A 17,026-nucleotide genomic window follows, 5' to 3' on the forward strand; every position below is an offset into this window, starting at 1 on the left:
GCTTGTCGCGGACCTTGCCTACAGCTTGGTCCACGCCTCCTTGAGCACCGAGCGCAGGATGCCCTCGATCTCGTCGAAGGTGCCCTGGTCCGCGATCAGCGGCGGGGCCAGCTGGATGACCGGGTCGCCACGGTCGTCGGCGCGGCAGTACAGGCCGTTCTCGAAGAGAGCCTTGGAGAGGAAGCCGTAGAGCACGCGCTCCGTCTCCTCGTCCGTGAAGGACTCCTTCGTGACCTTGTCCTTGACGAGTTCGATGCCGTAGAAGTAGCCGTTGCCGCGGACGTCGCCGACGATCGGCAGGTCGTGCAGCTTCTTCAGCGTCGAGAAGAAGGCGTCCTCGTTGTCCAGCACGTGCTGGTTGAGGCCTTCCTTGTCGAAGATGTCGAGGTTGGCCAGCGCGACGGCCGAGGAGACCGGGTGGCCGCCGAAGGTGTAGCCGTGCAGGAAGGTGTTGTCACCCTTGTAGAACGGCTCCGCGAGGCGGTCCGAGATGATGCAGGCGCCGATCGGGGAGTAGCCCGAGGTCATGCCCTTGGCGCAGGTGATCATGTCCGGGACGTAGTCGAACTTGTCGCAGGCGAACATGGTGCCGAGGCGGCCGAAGGCGCAGATCGTCTCGTCGGAGACGAGCAGCACGTCGTACTCGTCGCAGATCTCGCGGACCCGCTGGAAGTACCCGGGCGGCGGCGGGAAGCAGCCACCGGCGTTCTGCACCGGCTCCAGGAACACGGCGGCGACGGTGTCGGCGCCCTCGAACAGGATCTCCTGCTCGATCTGGTCGGCGCACCAACGGCCGTAGGCCTCCGGGTCGTCGCCGAAGATCGGGGCGCGGTAGATGTTGGTGTTCGGCACCTTGTGCGCGCCGGGGACCAGCGGCTCGAAGGGGGCCTTCAGGGCCGGCAGACCGGTGATGGACAGGGCGCCCTGCGGGGTGCCGTGGTAGGCCACCGCGCGGGAGATCACCTTGTACTTGGTGTGCTTGCCCTGGAGCTTGAAGTACTGCTTGGCCAGCTTCCAGGCGGTCTCGACGGCCTCGCCGCCACCGGTGGTGAAGAAGACCTTGTTCAGGTCGCCCGGGGCGTAGTGGGCGAGGCGCTCGGCGAGCTCGACGGCCTTGGGGTGCGCGTACGACCAGATGGGGAAGAACGCGAGTTGCTGCGCCTGCTTGTAGGCGACCTCGGCCAGTTCCTTGCGGCCGTGACCGGCGTTGACCACGAACAGTCCGGCGAGACCGTCGAGGTAGCGCTTGCCCTTGTCGTCCCAGATGTAGGTGCCCTCGCCCCGGACGATGGTGGGGACGGGGGAGTTCTCGTAGGACGACATGCGGGTGAAGTGCATCCACAGGTGGTCGTACGCGGTCTTGGAGAGGTCCTGGCTCACGGTTATCGGGTTCCCCACATGTAGGTCTGCTTCTTCAGCTTCAGGTAAACGAAGCTTTCGGTTGATCGCACGCCGGGGAGCGCGCGGATCTTCTTGTTGATCGTTTCCAACAGGTGGTCGTCGTCCTCGCAGACGATCTCCACCATCAGGTCGAACGAGCCCGCGGTCATGACCACGTACTCGCACTCGGCCATCGAGGTCAGTGCGTCGGCCACCGGGTCGAGGTCGCCCTCGACGTTGATGCCGACCATTGCCTGGCGCCGCAGGCCCACGGTGAGCGGGTCCGTTACGGCGACGATCTGCATGACGCCCTGGTCGAGCAGCTTCTGTACGCGCTGGCGCACGGCTGCCTCGGACAGGCCGACGGCCTTGCCGATGGCTGCGTAGGGGCGGCGTCCGTCCTCTTGCAGTTGCTCGATGATCGCCAGGGACACAGCATCGACCGAAGGGGACGGTTGTCTGTTCCTGGAATCTGCGCTTCGACTGACCACGACCTCACTGTGCACGAGGAGTCGTCTGTTCCGCAAGCCATAACCGATGAAATTCGTTGTTCGGCGCCTCCGATTGCACGGATTTCGTAGTTGGGGGTGTCCGGCCCTGTCGAAAGCGTCGGCCGAGAGGCTAGGCTTGGGGAATCGTCTCAATCGTTGGACATGTGATCAGGAGAGTGGCTGTAGTGACCACCGAACTGCGTCGTCTGCGCAACTACATCGGCGGGGAGTTCAAGGACGCCGCCGACGGGCGGACCACCGAGGTGGTCAACCCCGCCACCGGCGAGGCGTACGCCACCGCACCCCTGTCCGGCCAGGCCGATGTCGACGCGGCCATGGCCGCCGCCGCCGCGGCCTTCCCGGGCTGGCGCGACACCACCCCCGCGGAGCGGCAGAAGGCCCTGCTCAAGATCGCGGACGCCTTCGAGGCGCGCGCGGACGAGCTCGTCGCCGCCGAGTCGGAGAACACCGGCAAGCCGCTGGGCCTCACGGCCAGCGAGGAGCTGCCGCCGATGGTGGACCAGATCCGCTTCTTCGCGGGTGCGGCCCGACTGCTGGAGGGCCGCTCGGCCGGCGAGTACATGGACGGGATGACCTCGATCGTCCGCCGTGAGCCGGTCGGAGTCTGCGCCCAGGTCGCGCCGTGGAACTACCCGATGATGATGGCCGTGTGGAAGTTCGCCCCGGCCATCGCCGCGGGCAACACCGTGGTGCTCAAGCCCTCGGACACCACCCCGGCCTCCACCGTGCTGATGGCCGAGATCATCGACTCGGTCCTCCCCAAGGGCGTCTTCAACGTCGTCTGCGGCGACCGGGAGACCGGCAAGGCCATGGTGGAGCACTCCACCCCGGCCATGGCCTCCATCACCGGCTCCGTACGCGCCGGCATGCAGGTCGCCGAGAGCGCCTCGAAGGACGTCAAGCGCGTCCACCTGGAGCTCGGCGGCAAGGCCCCCGTCGTGGTCTTCGAGGACGCCGACCTGGCCAAGGCCGTCGAGGACATCGCGGTCGCCGGCTACTTCAACGCCGGCCAGGACTGCACCGCCGCCACCCGCGTGCTGGTGCACGAGTCGATCCACGACGAGTTCGTGGCCGCGCTCGCCAAGGCCGCCTCGGACACCAAGACCGGGCAGCCGGACGACGAGGACGTGCTGTACGGGCCGCTCAACAACCCGAACCAGCTCAAGCAGGTCGCCGGCTTCATCGAGCGCCTCCCCGCCCACGCCAAGGTCGAGGCGGGCGGCCACCGGGTGGGCGAGAAGGGCTACTTCTACGCCCCGACCGTGGTGTCCGGCCTGAAGCAGGACGACGAGATCATCCAGAACGAGGTCTTCGGCCCCGTCATCACCGTGCAGTCCTTCACGGACGAGGCCCAGGCCCTGGAGTACGCGAACGGCGTCGAGTTCGCCCTCGCCTCCTCGGTGTGGACCAAGAACCACGGCCGCGCGATGCGCATGTCCAAGAACCTCGACTTCGGCTGCGTGTGGATCAACACCCACATCCCGCTCGTCGCCGAGATGCCCCACGGCGGGTTCAAGAAGTCCGGCTACGGCAAGGACCTCTCCGCCTACGGCTTCGAGGACTACACCCGCATCAAGCACGTCATGACCTCGCTCGACGGCTGACCACTCGCCGCGGCGACCGCACTGATCAGCGCACAGCGCTGAGGGGGCGGGCAGTAGACACGTTGTCTATTGTCCGCCCCTTCGCGTTGCCCGAGGCTGTGGCCATGCCTGAACTCGCCTTCTCCCGGCGCTCGGCGCTGCGCGGCCTCGGCGCCGTGGTCCTGCCGGCCGCGCTCACCGCCTGCGGGGTTCCCGCCGCCTTCGTCCCCGAAGACCGGCGGGAGGGGCCGGACCGATCCGCCCGGGACCGAAGTCTCGCCTTCTCCAACTGGCCGCTCTACATCGACACCGACGAGGAGGACGAGGCGCGCCGGCCGACGTTGGACGAGTTCTCGCAGAAGACCGGCATCGAGGTCCGGTACACCGAGGAGATCAACGACAACGACGAGTTCTTCGGCAAGATCAGTCCGGCGCTCATGAACCACCAGGAGACCGGCCACGACCTCGTGGTGGTCAGCGACTGGATGGCCGCCCGCTTCGTCCATCTGGGCTGGGCCCAGAAGATGGACCGCTCGGCCCAGTCGAACGTGGCCAAGTACCTGGATCCCCAACTCCGTTCCCCCGCCTTCGACGAGGGCCGGCTGCACACCGTCCCCTGGCAGTCGGGCATCACCGGCATCGCCTACAACCGCAAGGCCCTGGGCCGGGAGCTCAAGTCCGTCAAGGACCTCTGGCAGCCCGATCTCGCGGGCAAGGTGACGCTCTTCTCCGGGCTCGACGAGTCCTTCGCCCTGCTGATGCAGGGTGACGGCGTGGACGTCACCCGCTGGACCGAGGCGGACTTCCACCGCATGTGCGATCAGGTCGAGCGCATGGTCAGGAAGAGGCACATCCGCCGCTTCACCGGCAACGACTACACCTCCGACCTGAGCAAGGGCGACGTCCTGGCCTGTCAGGCCTACTCCGGCGACGTCATCCAACTCCAGGCCGACAACCCCGACATCGAGTTCGTGGTGCCCGAGGAAGGGGCCGAACTCTGGGCCGAGAGCCTGCTCGTCCCCAACCTGGCGCGCCACAAGGCCAACGCCGAAGCCCTCGTGGACCACTACTACGACCCGGCGGTGGCCGCCCGGCTCGCGGCGTCCGTCAACTACGTCTGTCCGGTCCCGGCCGCCCGCGAGGTGCTGGCGGGCTCCGACGACGAGGAGACCGCGGAACTGGCCGAGAACCCGCTGATCTTCCCCGACGACGAGATGCGCCGGCGTCTCGTCGTGGCTCGGGACATCTCCTCGGTGGAACGCCGCTCCTTCGCCAAGCGGTGGAACGCCATCGTCGGTCTCTGAGGGGGAGGTCCGCGACCGGCCTCCGACCGGCCTCCGACCGGGACTTGGGCGGGTCCGCTCCGCTGCTGAGCCCGTCCGTCCGCGCGCGTTCCCCATCACCGTTCTGGTTGCCCCGCAACGGGGCGCCCGCCCTTCGGAGTCGGCATGACGTTCTCCCCCTGTCGATCGCATGTCTTGGGGGGTGGTGTCACCGGCTCCGGAGGCATCGACAGACCGCCGCCAATCGGCGGACGGCAGTGCGGGATCGCGGGGGACCAGGAACGGCATGGTGACGGCCAACTGCACCAGCAGCGTCAGTCCCAGGTCCGGCCGGCGCGGGTCGGCCCGGCGGACGCGCTCGCCCAGGCCCGTGTCACCGACGCCGCTCGGCCCGTACGGCCGTCAGCGCGTCCACCCGGTTGGTCGTGATGGAGTCGACCCCCGCCGCGATGAGCGCGCGCATCGACCGCTTCGTGTCGGCGGTCCACGCCGACACGAGCAGGCCGTCCCGGTGCAGGGCGTCGGTCAACTCCCGGTCGACGAGCCCGAAGCGGTAGTTGAGCCAGGCCGGGGCCACCGCGTCGATGAGCACCCGGCGCGGCGGCGACAGGGTGGTCCAGGTCAGCGCGATCTCCGCGCCCGGGTCGGCGGCCCGCACCGCGAGCATCGATTCCGGGCCCGCGCAGTAGTAGGTGCGCTCCCGCGCCCCGCACTCGCGGACCTGGTCCACGACCGTCCGCACCGCGTCGGAGTCGGCGCCCGGAAGGTCCACCATCACCCGGCCCGCGCCCGCCGCCTCCAAGGCCTCGCGCAGGGTGGGGATCCCGCCCCGCGCGAGCTCCTTGAGCTGGGGAGCCGTGACGGCGTCGAGCCGCACGTCATGCCCCCACAGCCGTTGGAGCGTCTCGTCGTGCAGGACGACCGGGACCCGGTCACGGGTGAGCCGGACGTCGATCTCGACCGCGTCCGCCCCCCGGGCGAAGGCGGAGCGGATCGAGTCGAGGGTGTTCTCGCGGACACGGTAGGGGTCGCCTCGGTGGCCGACGGCAGTCAGGGTGCGCATGCACCCCATTCTGCTCGGGCGTCAGGAGGCCAACCACGTGTCCGTGTACGTGTCGATCTCCGCGGTGAGCCGCGCCTTGCCCGCCGGGTCGAGGAAGGAGGCCTCGACGGCGTTCTTGGCCAGCTGCGCCAGACCGCGCTCGTCGAGGTCGAGGAGCCGTGCGGCCACCGCGTACTCGTTGTTGAGGTCGGAGCCGAACATCGGCGGGTCGTCGCTGTTGATGGTGACGAGCACGCCCGCCGCGACCATCTCCTTGACGGGGTGCGCGTCCATGTCGGTCACCACGCGGGTGGCGATGTTCGAGGTCGGGCAGACCTCCAGCGCGATCCGGTGCTCGGCGAGGTAGGCCAGCAGCTCGGGGTCCCGGACGGAGGTCGTGCCGTGGCCGATGCGCTCGGCGCCCAACTCGCGGATGGCGTCCCAGACGGTCTCCGGCCCGGTGGACTCGCCGGCGTGCGGCACGCTGTGCAGGCCGGCTGCCCGGGCCCGGTCGAAGTACGGCTTGAACTGGGGGCGCGGGACACCGATCTCCGGACCGCCCAGGCCGAAGGAGACCAGGCCCTCGGGGCGCAGGTCGACCGCGAGGCGGGTGGTCTCGGCCGCGGCCTCCAGGCCCGCTTCGCCGGGGATGTCGAAGCACCAGCGCAGGATGACCCCGAGTTCGGCCTCGGCGTCCTTGCGGGCGTCCTCGATGGCCTCCATGAACGCCTTCTCCTCGATGCCGCGGCGGGTGGAGGAGTACGGGGTGATCGTCAGCTCGGCGTAGCGGATGTTCTGCCGGGCCATGTCGCGGGCGACCTCGAAGGTCAGCGTGCGCACGTCGTCGGGGGTGCGGACCAGGTCGACGACGGACAGGTAGACCTCGATGAAGTGGGCGAAGTCCGTGAAGGTGAAGTAATCGGCGAGCGCCTCGGGGTCGGTGGGGACCTTCGAGTCGGGGTGCCGGGAGGCGAGCTCGGCCACGATGCGCGGGGAGGCCGAGCCGACGTGGTGGACGTGGAGTTCGGCCTTGGGAAGCCCCGCGATGAAGGGGTGCAGGTCGGGCATGGGTGCCTCCGGGAGGACACGGGTTCGGGCAGGTCGGCTTCATCGTAGGCAGGCCCGGGGAGTGTCGGTGGCAGCACTTAGCATGGCTGTACGAGAGGGGGGTGCCGTATGACCGACCAGAGCCCTGAGCCGTCCGACCCGTGGGCACCGCCCGAGCGACCGGCGGTGGACCTGGGCAAACCGGCCGTGGACCTGGGCAAGGGGCGGGGCGGGTCCGGGGACGCGGGTGTGCACGACCAGCCGACGATCGCCGGCATGCCGGGCGCGACGACCGGCCGGTCCTTCGACACGGCCGCGCAGCCCTTCGACACGACTCCCCACCCCTTCGGCACGGCCCCGCAGTCCTTCGGCGCGACCGCGCCGATCGACCCCGCCGGCTCCTGGGGGCAGGCTCCCGGTCCCGCGTACGGGTATCCGGCGCAGCCCGATCCCGCCGGATACGGCTACCCCGGGGCCCAGTTGCCGGGGCGGCCCGCACCCTACACACCCTGGTCCCCCGTGCCGACCCCGCCGAGCAACGGCCTCGCCATCACGGGGTTCGTACTCGGCCTGCTCTCGGTCCTCGCCTGCCCGACCATGGTCGGCCCCATCGCGCTCGGCATCGCCGGGATCGTCTTCGGCGCACTCGGCCGGGGCAAGGCGAACCGGGGCGAGGCAGGCAACGGCGGGCTCGCGCTGGCCGGTCTCATCCTCGGTTCCGTCGGCATCGTGATCGGCGTCCTGGTGACCGCGGCCTTCCTCCTCGGCCCGACCTTCGAGGACGTCGACCGCGACGGGCCGTACGAGGACACCGGGGTCCAGGAGCGAATATGACCCCCGTCGACGCCGGTGGGGAACCGGGCGTGGGAGCCCGGTGGGGGACCGGTCGTCGCCGGTCAGACCCGCGCCGCCATCAGCAGCGTCGGCACCATGACGACCGCGTCGCCGTCCGTCCCGACCGAACCGACGCTGTCGTCGCCGTCGCCGCCGTCACCGCCGAGGTCGGACCCGGTACCGCGTGACAGGGGGACCCAGATCAGCCCCACCATTCGGGGACAGTCGCACACCAGGTCCTCGTCGACCCCGAGGCGGGGCTCCCCGGGCGCGACGTCCACGCGGTAGCAGGCGGTCCAGCCGGAGGGGTACGGCGCCTCGTACGCGAACCGCACGTCCAGGGCGTGCAGGCCGACCTCCTCGGCCACCTCGCGCCGTACCGCCTCGGCGGGTTCCTCCCCGGCCTCCAGGCCGCCGCCGGGCAGCGTCCAGTACTCCGGTCCGTCGTGTCGACCGGTGGGCCCCGTGCCCCGCTCCCGCACCATGAGCACGCAGCCGTCCCGGATGATCACCGCGGCGACCCGGCGTCGGCCGGGTATGCCCGGACCCGTCACGCGGCGTCCGTCCGCAGCCGGTCCCGGGCCTCCATGAGGGCGAAGCCGAGCAGGTTCAGCCCGCACCACCGGGCCGGGTCCAGGGCCCGCTCGTCGTCGGCCGCCAGCCCGATGCCCCAGATCCGGTCCATCGGGCTCGCCTCCACGAGCACCCGGTTCCCGGTGCCCAGCAGGTACCCGCGCAGCGCCGGATCGGAGCCGAACTTGTGCACGCTGCCCTCCACGACCAGCGCGAACCGTTCCCGCTCCCAGACGGCGTTGTCGAAGTCGCGCACGAGGCGCCCGGCCTTCTTCGCCTCGGCCGGGGTGCCGGCCTCCAGCGCGGCACGCTCCGCCTCGGCGTCCCCGAATATCCTGGCCTTGCCGGCCATCATCCAGTGCTCCGCGGTGGCGTACCGGACCTCACCCACAGTGAAAGCGGAAGGCCACCACTGGCTGAGGCAGCTCGGTCCGAGCGTCCCGTCAGTGCGCGGGCGGTGCCCCCAGAACGGCAGGAACTTCAGCCGGTCACCCCGGCTGACCTGCTTGATCAATGCGTCGATCATCTCCATGCACGCGAGTCTGGCAGTCGCCACGGACACTTCGTACGGGATTTCCGGCGCGCCTCGACACATGGTCGACCGATTCCGTCGCGTAATCAAAAGGCAACAACGGAATCACTTGGCCGAGGCCCTTGCCTCTGTCAGGATCGGCACTCAATTCGGGCTGTAGTCCGAACTGTAGCTACGGAGAGCGTGAGAGCGTGATGGGCAACCGCTTCCAGGTCAAGGACCGCTTCGCGGACGGCGCGCAGTACATCGACGGCAGGCTCAGGGCCGGCACCTCCGGTCAGTCACACACCGTGATCGACCCGGCCACCGGCGACGAGGTCCTCACCTACGAACTCGCGGGCACCGCGGACGTGGACGAGGCCGTGGCCGCCGCCAAGAGGGCCTTCCCGGCCTGGTCCGCCGCCACCCCCGGGGAGCGCTCGGACGCGCTGCACCGGCTGGCCGCCGTACTGGCCGAGCAGGCCGACGACTTCGCCCACGCCGAGTCGATCCAGTGCGGCAAGCCGCTCAAGCTGTCCACGGAGTTCGACGTACCGGGGACCATCGACAACACCGCCTTCTTCGCGGGCGCCGCCCGCCACCTCCAGGGCCAGGCCGCCGCCGAGTACTCCGGCGACCACACCTCCTACGTGCGCCGCGAGGCCATCGGGGTGGTCGGCTCCATCGCCCCCTGGAACTATCCGCTCCAGATGGCCGCATGGAAGATCCTCCCGGCCATCGCCGCGGGCAACACCATCGTGCTGAAGCCCGCCGAGTTGACCCCGCTGACCTCCCTGATGTTCGCCCAGGCGGCCAAGGACGCGGGCCTGCCCGACGGCGTGATCAACATCGTCACCGGCGCCGGCCGGGAGGCGGGGGAGCACCTCGTCGGACACCCGGACGTCGTCATGACCTCGTTCACCGGCTCGACCGCCGTCGGCAAGCGGGTCGCCGAGATCGCCACCGCCACCGTCAAGCGGCTCCACCTGGAGCTCGGCGGGAAGGCCCCCTTCCTTGTCTTCGACGACGCCGACCTGGAGGCCGCCGCGCACGGCGCCGTCGCCGCCTCCCTCATCAACACCGGCCAGGACTGCACCGCCGCCACCCGCGCGTACGTCCAGCGCCCCCTGCACGACGCCTTCGTCGCGCGGGTCGCCGAGCTGATGGAGACCGTCCGCCTCGGGGACCCGTTCGCGCCCACCACGGACCTCGGCCCGCTGGTCTCGCACGCCCAGCGCGACCGGGTCGCCGGGTTCGTCGAACGCGCCCGCTCCTACGCCACGGTCGTCACCGGCGGCGAGAGCCCCGGGGGAGACCTGGCCGGCGGGGCGTACTACCGGCCGACCCTGATCTCCGGCGCGGCCCAGGACAGCGAGGTCGTCCAGTCCGAGATCTTCGGGCCGGTCCTCGTGGTCCTGCCGTTCGACACCGACGACGAGGGCCTCGCACTGGCCAACGACACCCCGTACGGACTCGCGGCCTCCGCCTGGAGCCGGGACCTCTACCGGGCGAACCGGGCCACCCGCGAGCTCAAGGCGGGTTGCGTGTGGATCAACGACCACATCCCGATCATCAGCGAGATGCCTCACGGGGGCTACAAGGCCAGCGGCTTCGGAAAGGACATGAGCTCGTACTCCTTCGAGGAGTACACGCAGGTCAAGCATGTGATGTACGACAACACCGCGGTCGCCGCGAAGGACTGGCACCGCACGATCTTCGGGGACCGATAGCCACGACGCCGCCGCCGGCGGCCCTGCCACCCGAAAGGGCACAGTCCATGGAGCAGTTCGAGCCCGAGCGTCTCTCGGCGCCGCAACTCAACGCGATACGGCGCAGCCTCACCAGCGGGCGCGGCGCCCTCACCCGCCGTTCGCTGTTGCGCGCCTCCGGAGTCGGGGCGCTCACCCTCGGAGGCCTGTCGGCCCTGAGCGGTTGCGGGATCCCGCCCGCCCAACGGCAGGACGGCACGGCGGCGGCGTCCGACGACCGCTCGGAACAGGAGAAGGAGATCAACTTCTCCAACTGGACCGAGTACATGGACACCAGCGACGACGAGAAGAGCCGTCCCACCCTGGAGGAGTTCGCCAAGCGGACCGGGATCAAGGTCAAGTACACCGAGGACATCAACGACAACGTCGAGTTCTTCGGCAAGATCCGCCCACAGCTCGCGGCCGGCCAGGACACCGGCCGCGACCTGATCGTCGTCACCGACTGGCTCGCCGCGCGCATCATCAGACTCGGCTGGGCGCAGAAGCTGGACCCCGCCCGCCTCCCGCACGCCTACGCCAACCTCTCGCCGCAGTTCCGCAGCCCCGACTGGGACCCGGGCCGCTCCCACAGCTACCCGTGGACCGGCATCTCCACCGTCATCGCCTACAACTCCAAGGCCACCGGCGGCAAGACGGTCGACTCCGTCACCCAGCTGCTCGACGACCCCACGCTCAAGGGGCGGGTCGGCTTCCTGACGGAGATGCGCGACAGCGTCGGCATGACCCTCCTGGACCAGGGCAAGGACCCGGCGAACTTCACCACGGCCGACTACGACCAGGCCATCGGTCGACTCCAGAAGGGCGTGGACAAGAAGCAGATCCGGCGCTTCACCGGCAACGACTACACCGCCGACCTCGACAAGGGCGACCTCGCCGCCTGCCTCGCCTGGGCGGGCGACGTCATCCAGCTGCAGGCCGGGAACCCCGACATCAAGTACGCGATCCCCGCGGCCGGGTACATCACCTCCAGCGACAACCTGCTGGTTCCCACCAAGGCCCGGCACAAGGCCAACGCCGAGCGGCTCATCGACTACTACTACGAACTCCCGGTCGCCGCCCGCCTGGCCGCGTACATCAGCTACGTCTGCCCGGTCGAGGGCGTCAAGGACGAGCTGGCGAAGATCGACCCCGAGCTCGCGGAGAACACCCTGATCGTCCCGGACAAGGCGATGACGGCCAAGTCCCACGCCTTCCGCTCCCTCAGCTCCGAGGAAGAGACGGCGTACGAGGAGAAGTTCGCCAGGCTCATCGGCGCCTGACCGACCCCGCCGCCCCCTCGGCACCGGAACCGGCACGCAGCCACGGCGGCGCCGCCGGCACCCGAACGTACCGGCCGGCGCCGGCACCCGCGATTCCCGCACCCTTCCGAATACCACCACCGAAGGCCGCGACCCATGACTGACAAGACCGCGGGCGGCGACGTCCGCCTCGCCGGGATCAGCAAGCACTACGGCTCTTTCACCGCCGTGCATCCGCTGGACCTCACCATCCCCCAGGGCTCCTTCTTCGCGCTGCTCGGCGCCTCGGGCTGCGGGAAGACCACCACCCTGCGCATGATCGCCGGACTGGAGGAGCCCTCCACCGGCACCGTCAGCCTCGGCGACCGCGAGGTCACCGACCTGCCGCCCTACAAGCGCCCGGTCAACACCGTCTTCCAGAGCTACGCGCTGTTCCCGCACCTCGACGTCTCCGAGAACGTCGCCTTCGGGCTGCGCCGCCGCGGCATCAAGTCCGTCAAGAAGCAGGTCGACGAGATGCTGGAGTTGGTCCAGCTGGGCCAGTTCGCCGGGCGCAAGCCGCACCAACTCTCCGGAGGGCAGCAGCAGCGCGTGGCGGTCGCCCGCGCGCTCATCAACCACCCCCAGGTGCTGCTCCTCGACGAACCCCTCGGCGCCCTCGACCTCAAACTGCGCCGCCAGATGCAGCTGGAACTCAAGCGGATCCAGACCGAGGTCGGCATCACCTTCGTGCACGTCACGCACGACCAGGAGGAGGCCATGACCATGGCCGACACGGTCGCGGTGATGAACGGCGGCCGCGTCGAACAGCTCGGCGCCCCCGCCGAGCTGTACGAGAACCCGAAGACGACCTTCGTCGCGAACTTCCTCGGCACCTCCAACCTCATCGAGGCCGAGGTGTTGGAGGCCGGATCCGCGGACATCGTCGTGTCGAGCGCCGGCACGAAGCTCCGGCTGCCCGGCGCGCGATGTTCGACCACACCCCGCGCCGGCGAGAAGCTGCTGGTCGGGGTGCGTCCCGAGAAGATCTCCCTGGTACCCGCGGACGAGGAACACACCATCGGCGCCGGCCGGAACAAGGTCGCGGGCCGAATAGCGGACTCCTCCTTCATCGGGGTGTCCACCCAGTACGTCATCGACAGCCGGGTCTGCCCCGAGCTGGAGGTGTACGCGCAGAACATCGAACGCGACGCCCGCCTGGTCCCGGGCGCCGAGGTGATCCTGCACTGGAACCCCGCGCACACCTTCGGCCTCGACGCCGCCCAGGACATCGACGCGGGAATCGAGACGGTCGAGGAGTCCGCGTGACCACCACAGTCGCGCCGCCCCAGGCGCCCGCCCCGACCGAGCCCCCGGTCCACAAGCCGTCGATGCGCAAGCGCCTGATCCCGTACTGGCTGTTGCTGCCGGGCATCCTGTGGCTGCTGGTGTTCTTCGTGCTGCCGATGGTCTACCAGGCCTCGACCTCGGTGCAGACGGGCTCCCTCGAAGAGGGCTTCAAGGTCACCTGGCACTTCCAGACGTACTGGGACGCCTTCGCGGACTACCTCCCGCAGTTCCTGCGCTCCCTGCTGTACGCCGGTACCGCCACCGCCCTGTGCCTGCTGCTGGGGTACCCGCTGGCCTATCTGATCGCCTTCAAGGCGGGCCGGTGGAGAAACCTTCTGCTGGTGCTGGTGATCGCCCCGTTCTTCACCAGTTTCCTGATCCGCACCCTGGCCTGGAAGACGATCCTGGCCGACGGCGGCCCGGTCGTGGACGTCCTCAACTCCGTCGGCTTCCTGGACGTCACCAGCTGGCTGGGCATGACCGAGGGCGACCGGGTGCTGGCCACGCCGCTCGCGGTCGTCTGCGGTCTGACGTACAACTTCCTCCCCTTCATGATCCTTCCGCTCTACACCTCCCTGGAGCGGATCGACACCCGCCTCCACGAGGCCGCCGGGGACCTCTACGCCCGCCCCGCCACGGTCTTCCGCAAGGTGACCTTCCCCCTCTCGATGCCGGGCGTGGTCTCCGGGACCCTGCTCACCTTCATCCCCGCGAGCGGCGACTACGTCAACGCCGAACTGCTCGGCTCCACGGACACCCGGATGATCGGCAACGTCATCCAGTCGCAGTACCTGCGGATCCTCGATTACCCGACGGCGGCCGCGCTGTCCTTCATCCTCATGGCCATCGTGCTGATCATGGTCACCATCTACATCCGCCGAGCGGGGACGGAGGACCTGGTCTGATGCGCACCACCACCACGTGGCTCCGCCGCAACCTCGTCGTGATCGCGGGCCTCTGCACGCTCGCCTACCTGATCCTGCCGAACATCGTCGTCACCGTCTTCTCCTTCAACAACCCGGCCGGCCGGTTCAACTACGCCTGGCAGGAGTTCTCCCTCGACGCCTGGAAGGACCCCTGCGGCGTCGCCGACCTGTGCGGCTCGCTCTCGCTGTCGCTCCAGATCGCGCTCTGGTCCACCCTCGCCGCGACCTGCCTCGGCACCGCCATCGCCTTCGCGATGGTCCGCTACCGCTTCCGGGGGCGCGGCGCCGTCAACTCGCTGATCTTCCTGCCCATGGCCATGCCCGAGATCGTGATGGCCGCCTCGCTGCTCGCCCTCTTCCTCAACATGGGCATCCAGCTGGGCTTCTGGACGATCCTCATCGCCCACATCATGTTCTGCCTCAGCTTCGTCGTCGCCGCCGTCAAGGCGCGCGTCCTGTCGATGGACCCGCGACTGGAGGAGGCCGCCCGCGACCTCTACGCGGGCCCGGTGCAGACCTTCCTGCGGGTCACCCTGCCCATCGCGGCCCCCGGGATCGCCGCGGGCGCGCTGCTCTCCTTCGCGCTCTCGTTCGACGACTTCATCATCACCAACTTCAACTCGGGCAACACCGTCACCTTCCCCATGTTCGTGTGGGGATCGGCCCAACGCGGTACGCCCGTGCAGATCAACGTCATCGGCACGGCGATGTTCGTCATCGCGGTGCTGGTGGTGCTCACCGGCCAGATGGTCGGGAACCGCCGCAAGAAAGCACAGCCCAAGTAACTCTGTAGGGAGTTGGAAGCCATGGCCCCAGTCGCCATGCGAAGCGTTGCTCAATCCCTTTCCGCCGCACTGCCGGTCTCGTACTGGCTGGACGACCCCGGCAAGCCGGCCGCGCTGCCGGCGCTGACCTCCGACGAGGCCTGCGACCTGCTGGTCATCGGCGGCGGCTACAGCGGCCTGTGGACCGCGCTCATCGCCAAGGAGCGCGACCCCGCGCGGGACGTCGTCCTGATCGAGTCCAAGGAGGCGGGCTGGGCCGCCTCCGGCCGCAACGGCGGCTTCTGCGCCGCCTCCCTCACCCACGGCCTCGCCAACGGAATGGCCCGCTGGCCCGGCGAACTCGCCAAGCTGGAGGAGTTGGGCGCCCGCAACCTCGACGAGATCGAGGCGGCCATCGCCCGGTACGGCATCGACTGCGACTTCGAGCGGACCGGCGAGATCGACGTCGCCACCGAGCCCCACCAGGTCGAGGAGCTGCGCGAACTCCACGAGGAGGCGCAGAAGCTGGGCCTGGCGGGCGGTGCGCGCTGGCTCGACCGCGACGAGGTGCGAGCCGAGGTGGACTCGCCGACCTTCCTCGCGGGCCTGTGGGACACCGACGGCGTGGCGATGGTCAACCCCGCCAAGCTCGCGTGGGGCCTCAAGAAGGCCTGCACGGACCTGGGCGTACGGATCTACGAGAACACCCGCGGCCTCTCCCTGGCCCCCTCGGGCGCCGGAATGGCCGTCCGCACCCCCTACGGCCGGGTCTTCGCCCGCAGGGTCGCCCTGGGCACCAACATCTTCCCCTCGCTGGTCAAGCGGATCCGACCCCTCACGGTCCCGGTGTACGACTACGCGCTGATGACCGAGCCGCTCACCGCCGACCAGCTGAAGGCCATCGGCTGGACGAACCGGCAGGGTCTGGGCGACAGCGCCAACCAGTTCCACTACTTCCGCATCACCCCGGAGAACCGCATCCTGTGGGGCGGCTACGACGCCATCTACCCCTACCGGGGCCGGCTCGACTCCGAGTACGACGACCGCCCCGAGACCTACCTCAAGCTCGCGCAGCACTTCTTCACCGCGTTCCCGCAGTTGGAGGGCGTGAAGTTCAGCCACGCCTGGGGCGGGGCGATCGACACCTGCTCGCGCTTCTCCGCCTTCTTCGGCACCGCCCACTCCGGCAAGGTCGCCTACGCGGCCGGTTACACCGGACTCGGAGTGGGGGCCACCCGCTTCGGCGCCGACGTGATGCTGGACCTGCTGGACGGCGCCGCCACGGAGCGCACCGAGTTGGAGATGGTGAAGTCGAAGCCGCTGCCGTTCCCGCCGGAGCCGTTCGCCTGGACCGGGATCACGCTGACGAAGTGGTCGCTGGCCCGAGCGGACGCCCGCGGCGGCCGGCGGAACCTGTGGCTCAAGGCGCTGGACCGCCTCGGTCTGGGCTTCGACAGCTGAACCGCCGCGGGCAGGGCCGGACGTTGACCCGTTCACCCGTTGACCGGTTGACCCGGCGGTCCGTTGGTCGGGTTGTCGGTTGATCGAGGGCCGCACGCCCCGGCGCACTCGGTCGATCGCCGTGTGACCCGCTTCACTGCCACGGGGTGACGAAACCCGCGTCATAGCCGAGTCCCGCCCCGCTCTCTCCCGGTGAGAACCCTTCACCGAGCGACAGCGAACGGAGACCGGGCGATGACGATCCCCGAGGACAAAACGGCAGTGGAGTGGCTGGTGTCGGTGGCACCGGATCCCGACGCCTGCCGGTGGGAATGGGAGCGCAACCCCTTCGGGGTCGCGCTCCTGCCCGCCGGCCGGCGCTGGGACGTGCTGATCCTGCCGGGGGCGCTGGGGCAGGCCACCCTCGACGTACTGACCCTGCTCATCGACCGGCCCGGCCCGGTGCTCGCCGACGGCGAGTCCAGGCTGGGCTTCTTCGTGCCCGCCGGCACCGCCTCCCGCTGGCTCGGCACGGGCGTGCGGGGCGTCGGGCGCGGCGCCTGGATCGTCGTCCCGTACCCGGGCCGGGCGACCGGCGGGGTCCGCTGGGTGGTGCTCCCGGACGGCCGGGGGACGCTCACCGACCCGGCGGTGCTGGAGCTCGCGATGCACGAGGCGGCGGCGCTGGTCGCGGCGGAGGAGGGCCGGACACCTTGACAAGAGCATTGGTCTGGACCATCTTGGGCGCCGCTCCCCTCCATCCCCCCATGTACCGGAGGCAGTTGTGCGCGCACC

Annotated in this window: 16 protein-coding genes; 10 read left to right on the plus strand and 6 right to left on the minus strand. The window is 69.7% G+C overall.

Translation table 11 applies throughout. The features are described from left to right. Positions 1-18 precede the first annotated feature (18 nt). Both OHA84_RS25760 and OHA84_RS25765 read right to left on the minus strand, forming a co-directional pair. Positions 19-1,398, minus strand: a complete 1,380-nt coding sequence (locus OHA84_RS25760; protein ID WP_199826415.1) for an aspartate aminotransferase family protein — start codon at positions 1,396-1,398, stop codon at positions 19-21. Further along, positions 1,383-1,886: an Lrp/AsnC family transcriptional regulator gene (locus OHA84_RS25765; RefSeq protein WP_053675186.1), complete on the minus strand. Its 504-nt coding sequence runs from the start codon at positions 1,884-1,886 to the stop codon at positions 1,383-1,385. Before OHA84_RS25765 ends, OHA84_RS25760 begins: the two co-directional genes overlap by 16 nt. Positions 1,887-2,056: 170 nt before the next feature. On the opposite strand from OHA84_RS25765, the gene OHA84_RS25770 reads away from it, so the two are divergent. Both OHA84_RS25770 and OHA84_RS25775 read left to right on the plus strand, forming a co-directional pair. Further along, positions 2,057-3,496, plus strand: a complete 1,440-nt coding sequence (locus OHA84_RS25770; protein WP_053675188.1) for a gamma-aminobutyraldehyde dehydrogenase — start codon at positions 2,057-2,059, stop codon at positions 3,494-3,496. 104 nt (positions 3,497-3,600) lie between these two features. Then, complete coding sequence (locus OHA84_RS25775; RefSeq protein ID WP_266950163.1) at positions 3,601-4,779, plus strand: PotD/PotF family extracellular solute-binding protein; 1,179 nt, start codon at positions 3,601-3,603, stop codon at positions 4,777-4,779. A 352-nt stretch (positions 4,780-5,131) separates the two neighbouring features. Here the strand turns inward: OHA84_RS25775 and OHA84_RS25780 are convergent, their stop codons facing one another. Beyond that, positions 5,132-5,821 (minus strand): glycerophosphodiester phosphodiesterase, encoded by a 690-nt coding sequence (locus OHA84_RS25780; RefSeq protein ID WP_199826416.1) that lies wholly within the window; start codon positions 5,819-5,821, stop codon positions 5,132-5,134. A gap of 21 nt (positions 5,822-5,842) precedes the next feature. Further along, the gene (locus tag OHA84_RS25785; RefSeq protein WP_053675195.1) at positions 5,843-6,868 is read right to left on the minus strand and encodes an adenosine deaminase; all 1,026 of its coding nucleotides are present in this window, start codon (positions 6,866-6,868) and stop codon (positions 5,843-5,845) included. Between the two features lie 108 nt (positions 6,869-6,976). Between OHA84_RS25785 and OHA84_RS25790 the strand changes: the two genes are divergently transcribed. Further along, complete coding sequence (locus OHA84_RS25790; RefSeq protein WP_266969586.1) at positions 6,977-7,681, plus strand: DUF4190 domain-containing protein; 705 nt, start codon at positions 6,977-6,979, stop codon at positions 7,679-7,681. A gap of 62 nt (positions 7,682-7,743) precedes the next feature. On the opposite strand, the gene OHA84_RS25795 is transcribed toward OHA84_RS25790, so the two are convergent. Both OHA84_RS25795 and OHA84_RS25800 read right to left on the minus strand, forming a co-directional pair. Beyond that, positions 7,744-8,235, minus strand: a complete 492-nt coding sequence (locus OHA84_RS25795) for an NUDIX hydrolase (RefSeq protein WP_266969584.1) — start codon at positions 8,233-8,235, stop codon at positions 7,744-7,746. Further along, entirely contained in the window at positions 8,232-8,786 is a 555-nt protein-coding gene (locus tag OHA84_RS25800; protein WP_266950171.1) for an NADAR family protein, read from the minus strand. Before OHA84_RS25800 ends, OHA84_RS25795 begins: the two co-directional genes overlap by 4 nt. Before the next feature lie 194 nt (positions 8,787-8,980). Here OHA84_RS25800 and OHA84_RS25805 point away from each other — a divergent pair, with 194 nt between their 5' ends. From OHA84_RS25805 to OHA84_RS25835, 7 genes are all read left to right on the plus strand, one after another. After that, positions 8,981-10,495 carry a gamma-aminobutyraldehyde dehydrogenase gene (locus OHA84_RS25805; RefSeq protein ID WP_266973954.1) on the plus strand — a complete coding sequence of 505 codons (1,515 nt, stop codon included), beginning with the start codon at positions 8,981-8,983 and terminating at the stop codon, positions 10,493-10,495. 47 nt (positions 10,496-10,542) lie between these two features. Beyond that, entirely contained in the window at positions 10,543-11,793 is a 1,251-nt protein-coding gene (locus OHA84_RS25810) for a spermidine/putrescine ABC transporter substrate-binding protein (protein WP_266969583.1), read from the plus strand. A gap of 135 nt (positions 11,794-11,928) precedes the next feature. Beyond that, positions 11,929-13,080: an ABC transporter ATP-binding protein gene (locus OHA84_RS25815; protein ID WP_266950175.1), complete on the plus strand. Its 1,152-nt coding sequence runs from the start codon at positions 11,929-11,931 to the stop codon at positions 13,078-13,080. Continuing rightward, positions 13,077-14,006: an ABC transporter permease gene (locus tag OHA84_RS25820; protein ID WP_266950177.1), complete on the plus strand. Its 930-nt coding sequence runs from the start codon at positions 13,077-13,079 to the stop codon at positions 14,004-14,006. Before OHA84_RS25815 ends, OHA84_RS25820 begins: the two co-directional genes overlap by 4 nt. Then, the gene (locus OHA84_RS25825) at positions 14,006-14,812 is read left to right on the plus strand and encodes an ABC transporter permease (RefSeq protein WP_266950179.1); all 807 of its coding nucleotides are present in this window, start codon (positions 14,006-14,008) and stop codon (positions 14,810-14,812) included. Before OHA84_RS25820 ends, OHA84_RS25825 begins: the two co-directional genes overlap by 1 nt. A gap of 21 nt (positions 14,813-14,833) precedes the next feature. Further along, positions 14,834-16,252, plus strand: coding sequence for an FAD-binding oxidoreductase (locus tag OHA84_RS25830; RefSeq protein ID WP_266969582.1), 1,419 nt, complete (start codon positions 14,834-14,836; stop codon positions 16,250-16,252). 234 nt (positions 16,253-16,486) lie between these two features. Further along, positions 16,487-16,948, plus strand: a complete 462-nt coding sequence (locus OHA84_RS25835) for a hypothetical protein (protein ID WP_053675213.1) — start codon at positions 16,487-16,489, stop codon at positions 16,946-16,948. The last annotated feature ends 78 nt before the right edge of the window (positions 16,949-17,026 follow it).

The organism is Streptomyces sp. NBC_00513 (assembly GCF_041431415.1).
In the GTDB taxonomy this organism is placed as follows: domain Bacteria; phylum Actinomycetota; class Actinomycetes; order Streptomycetales; family Streptomycetaceae; genus Streptomyces.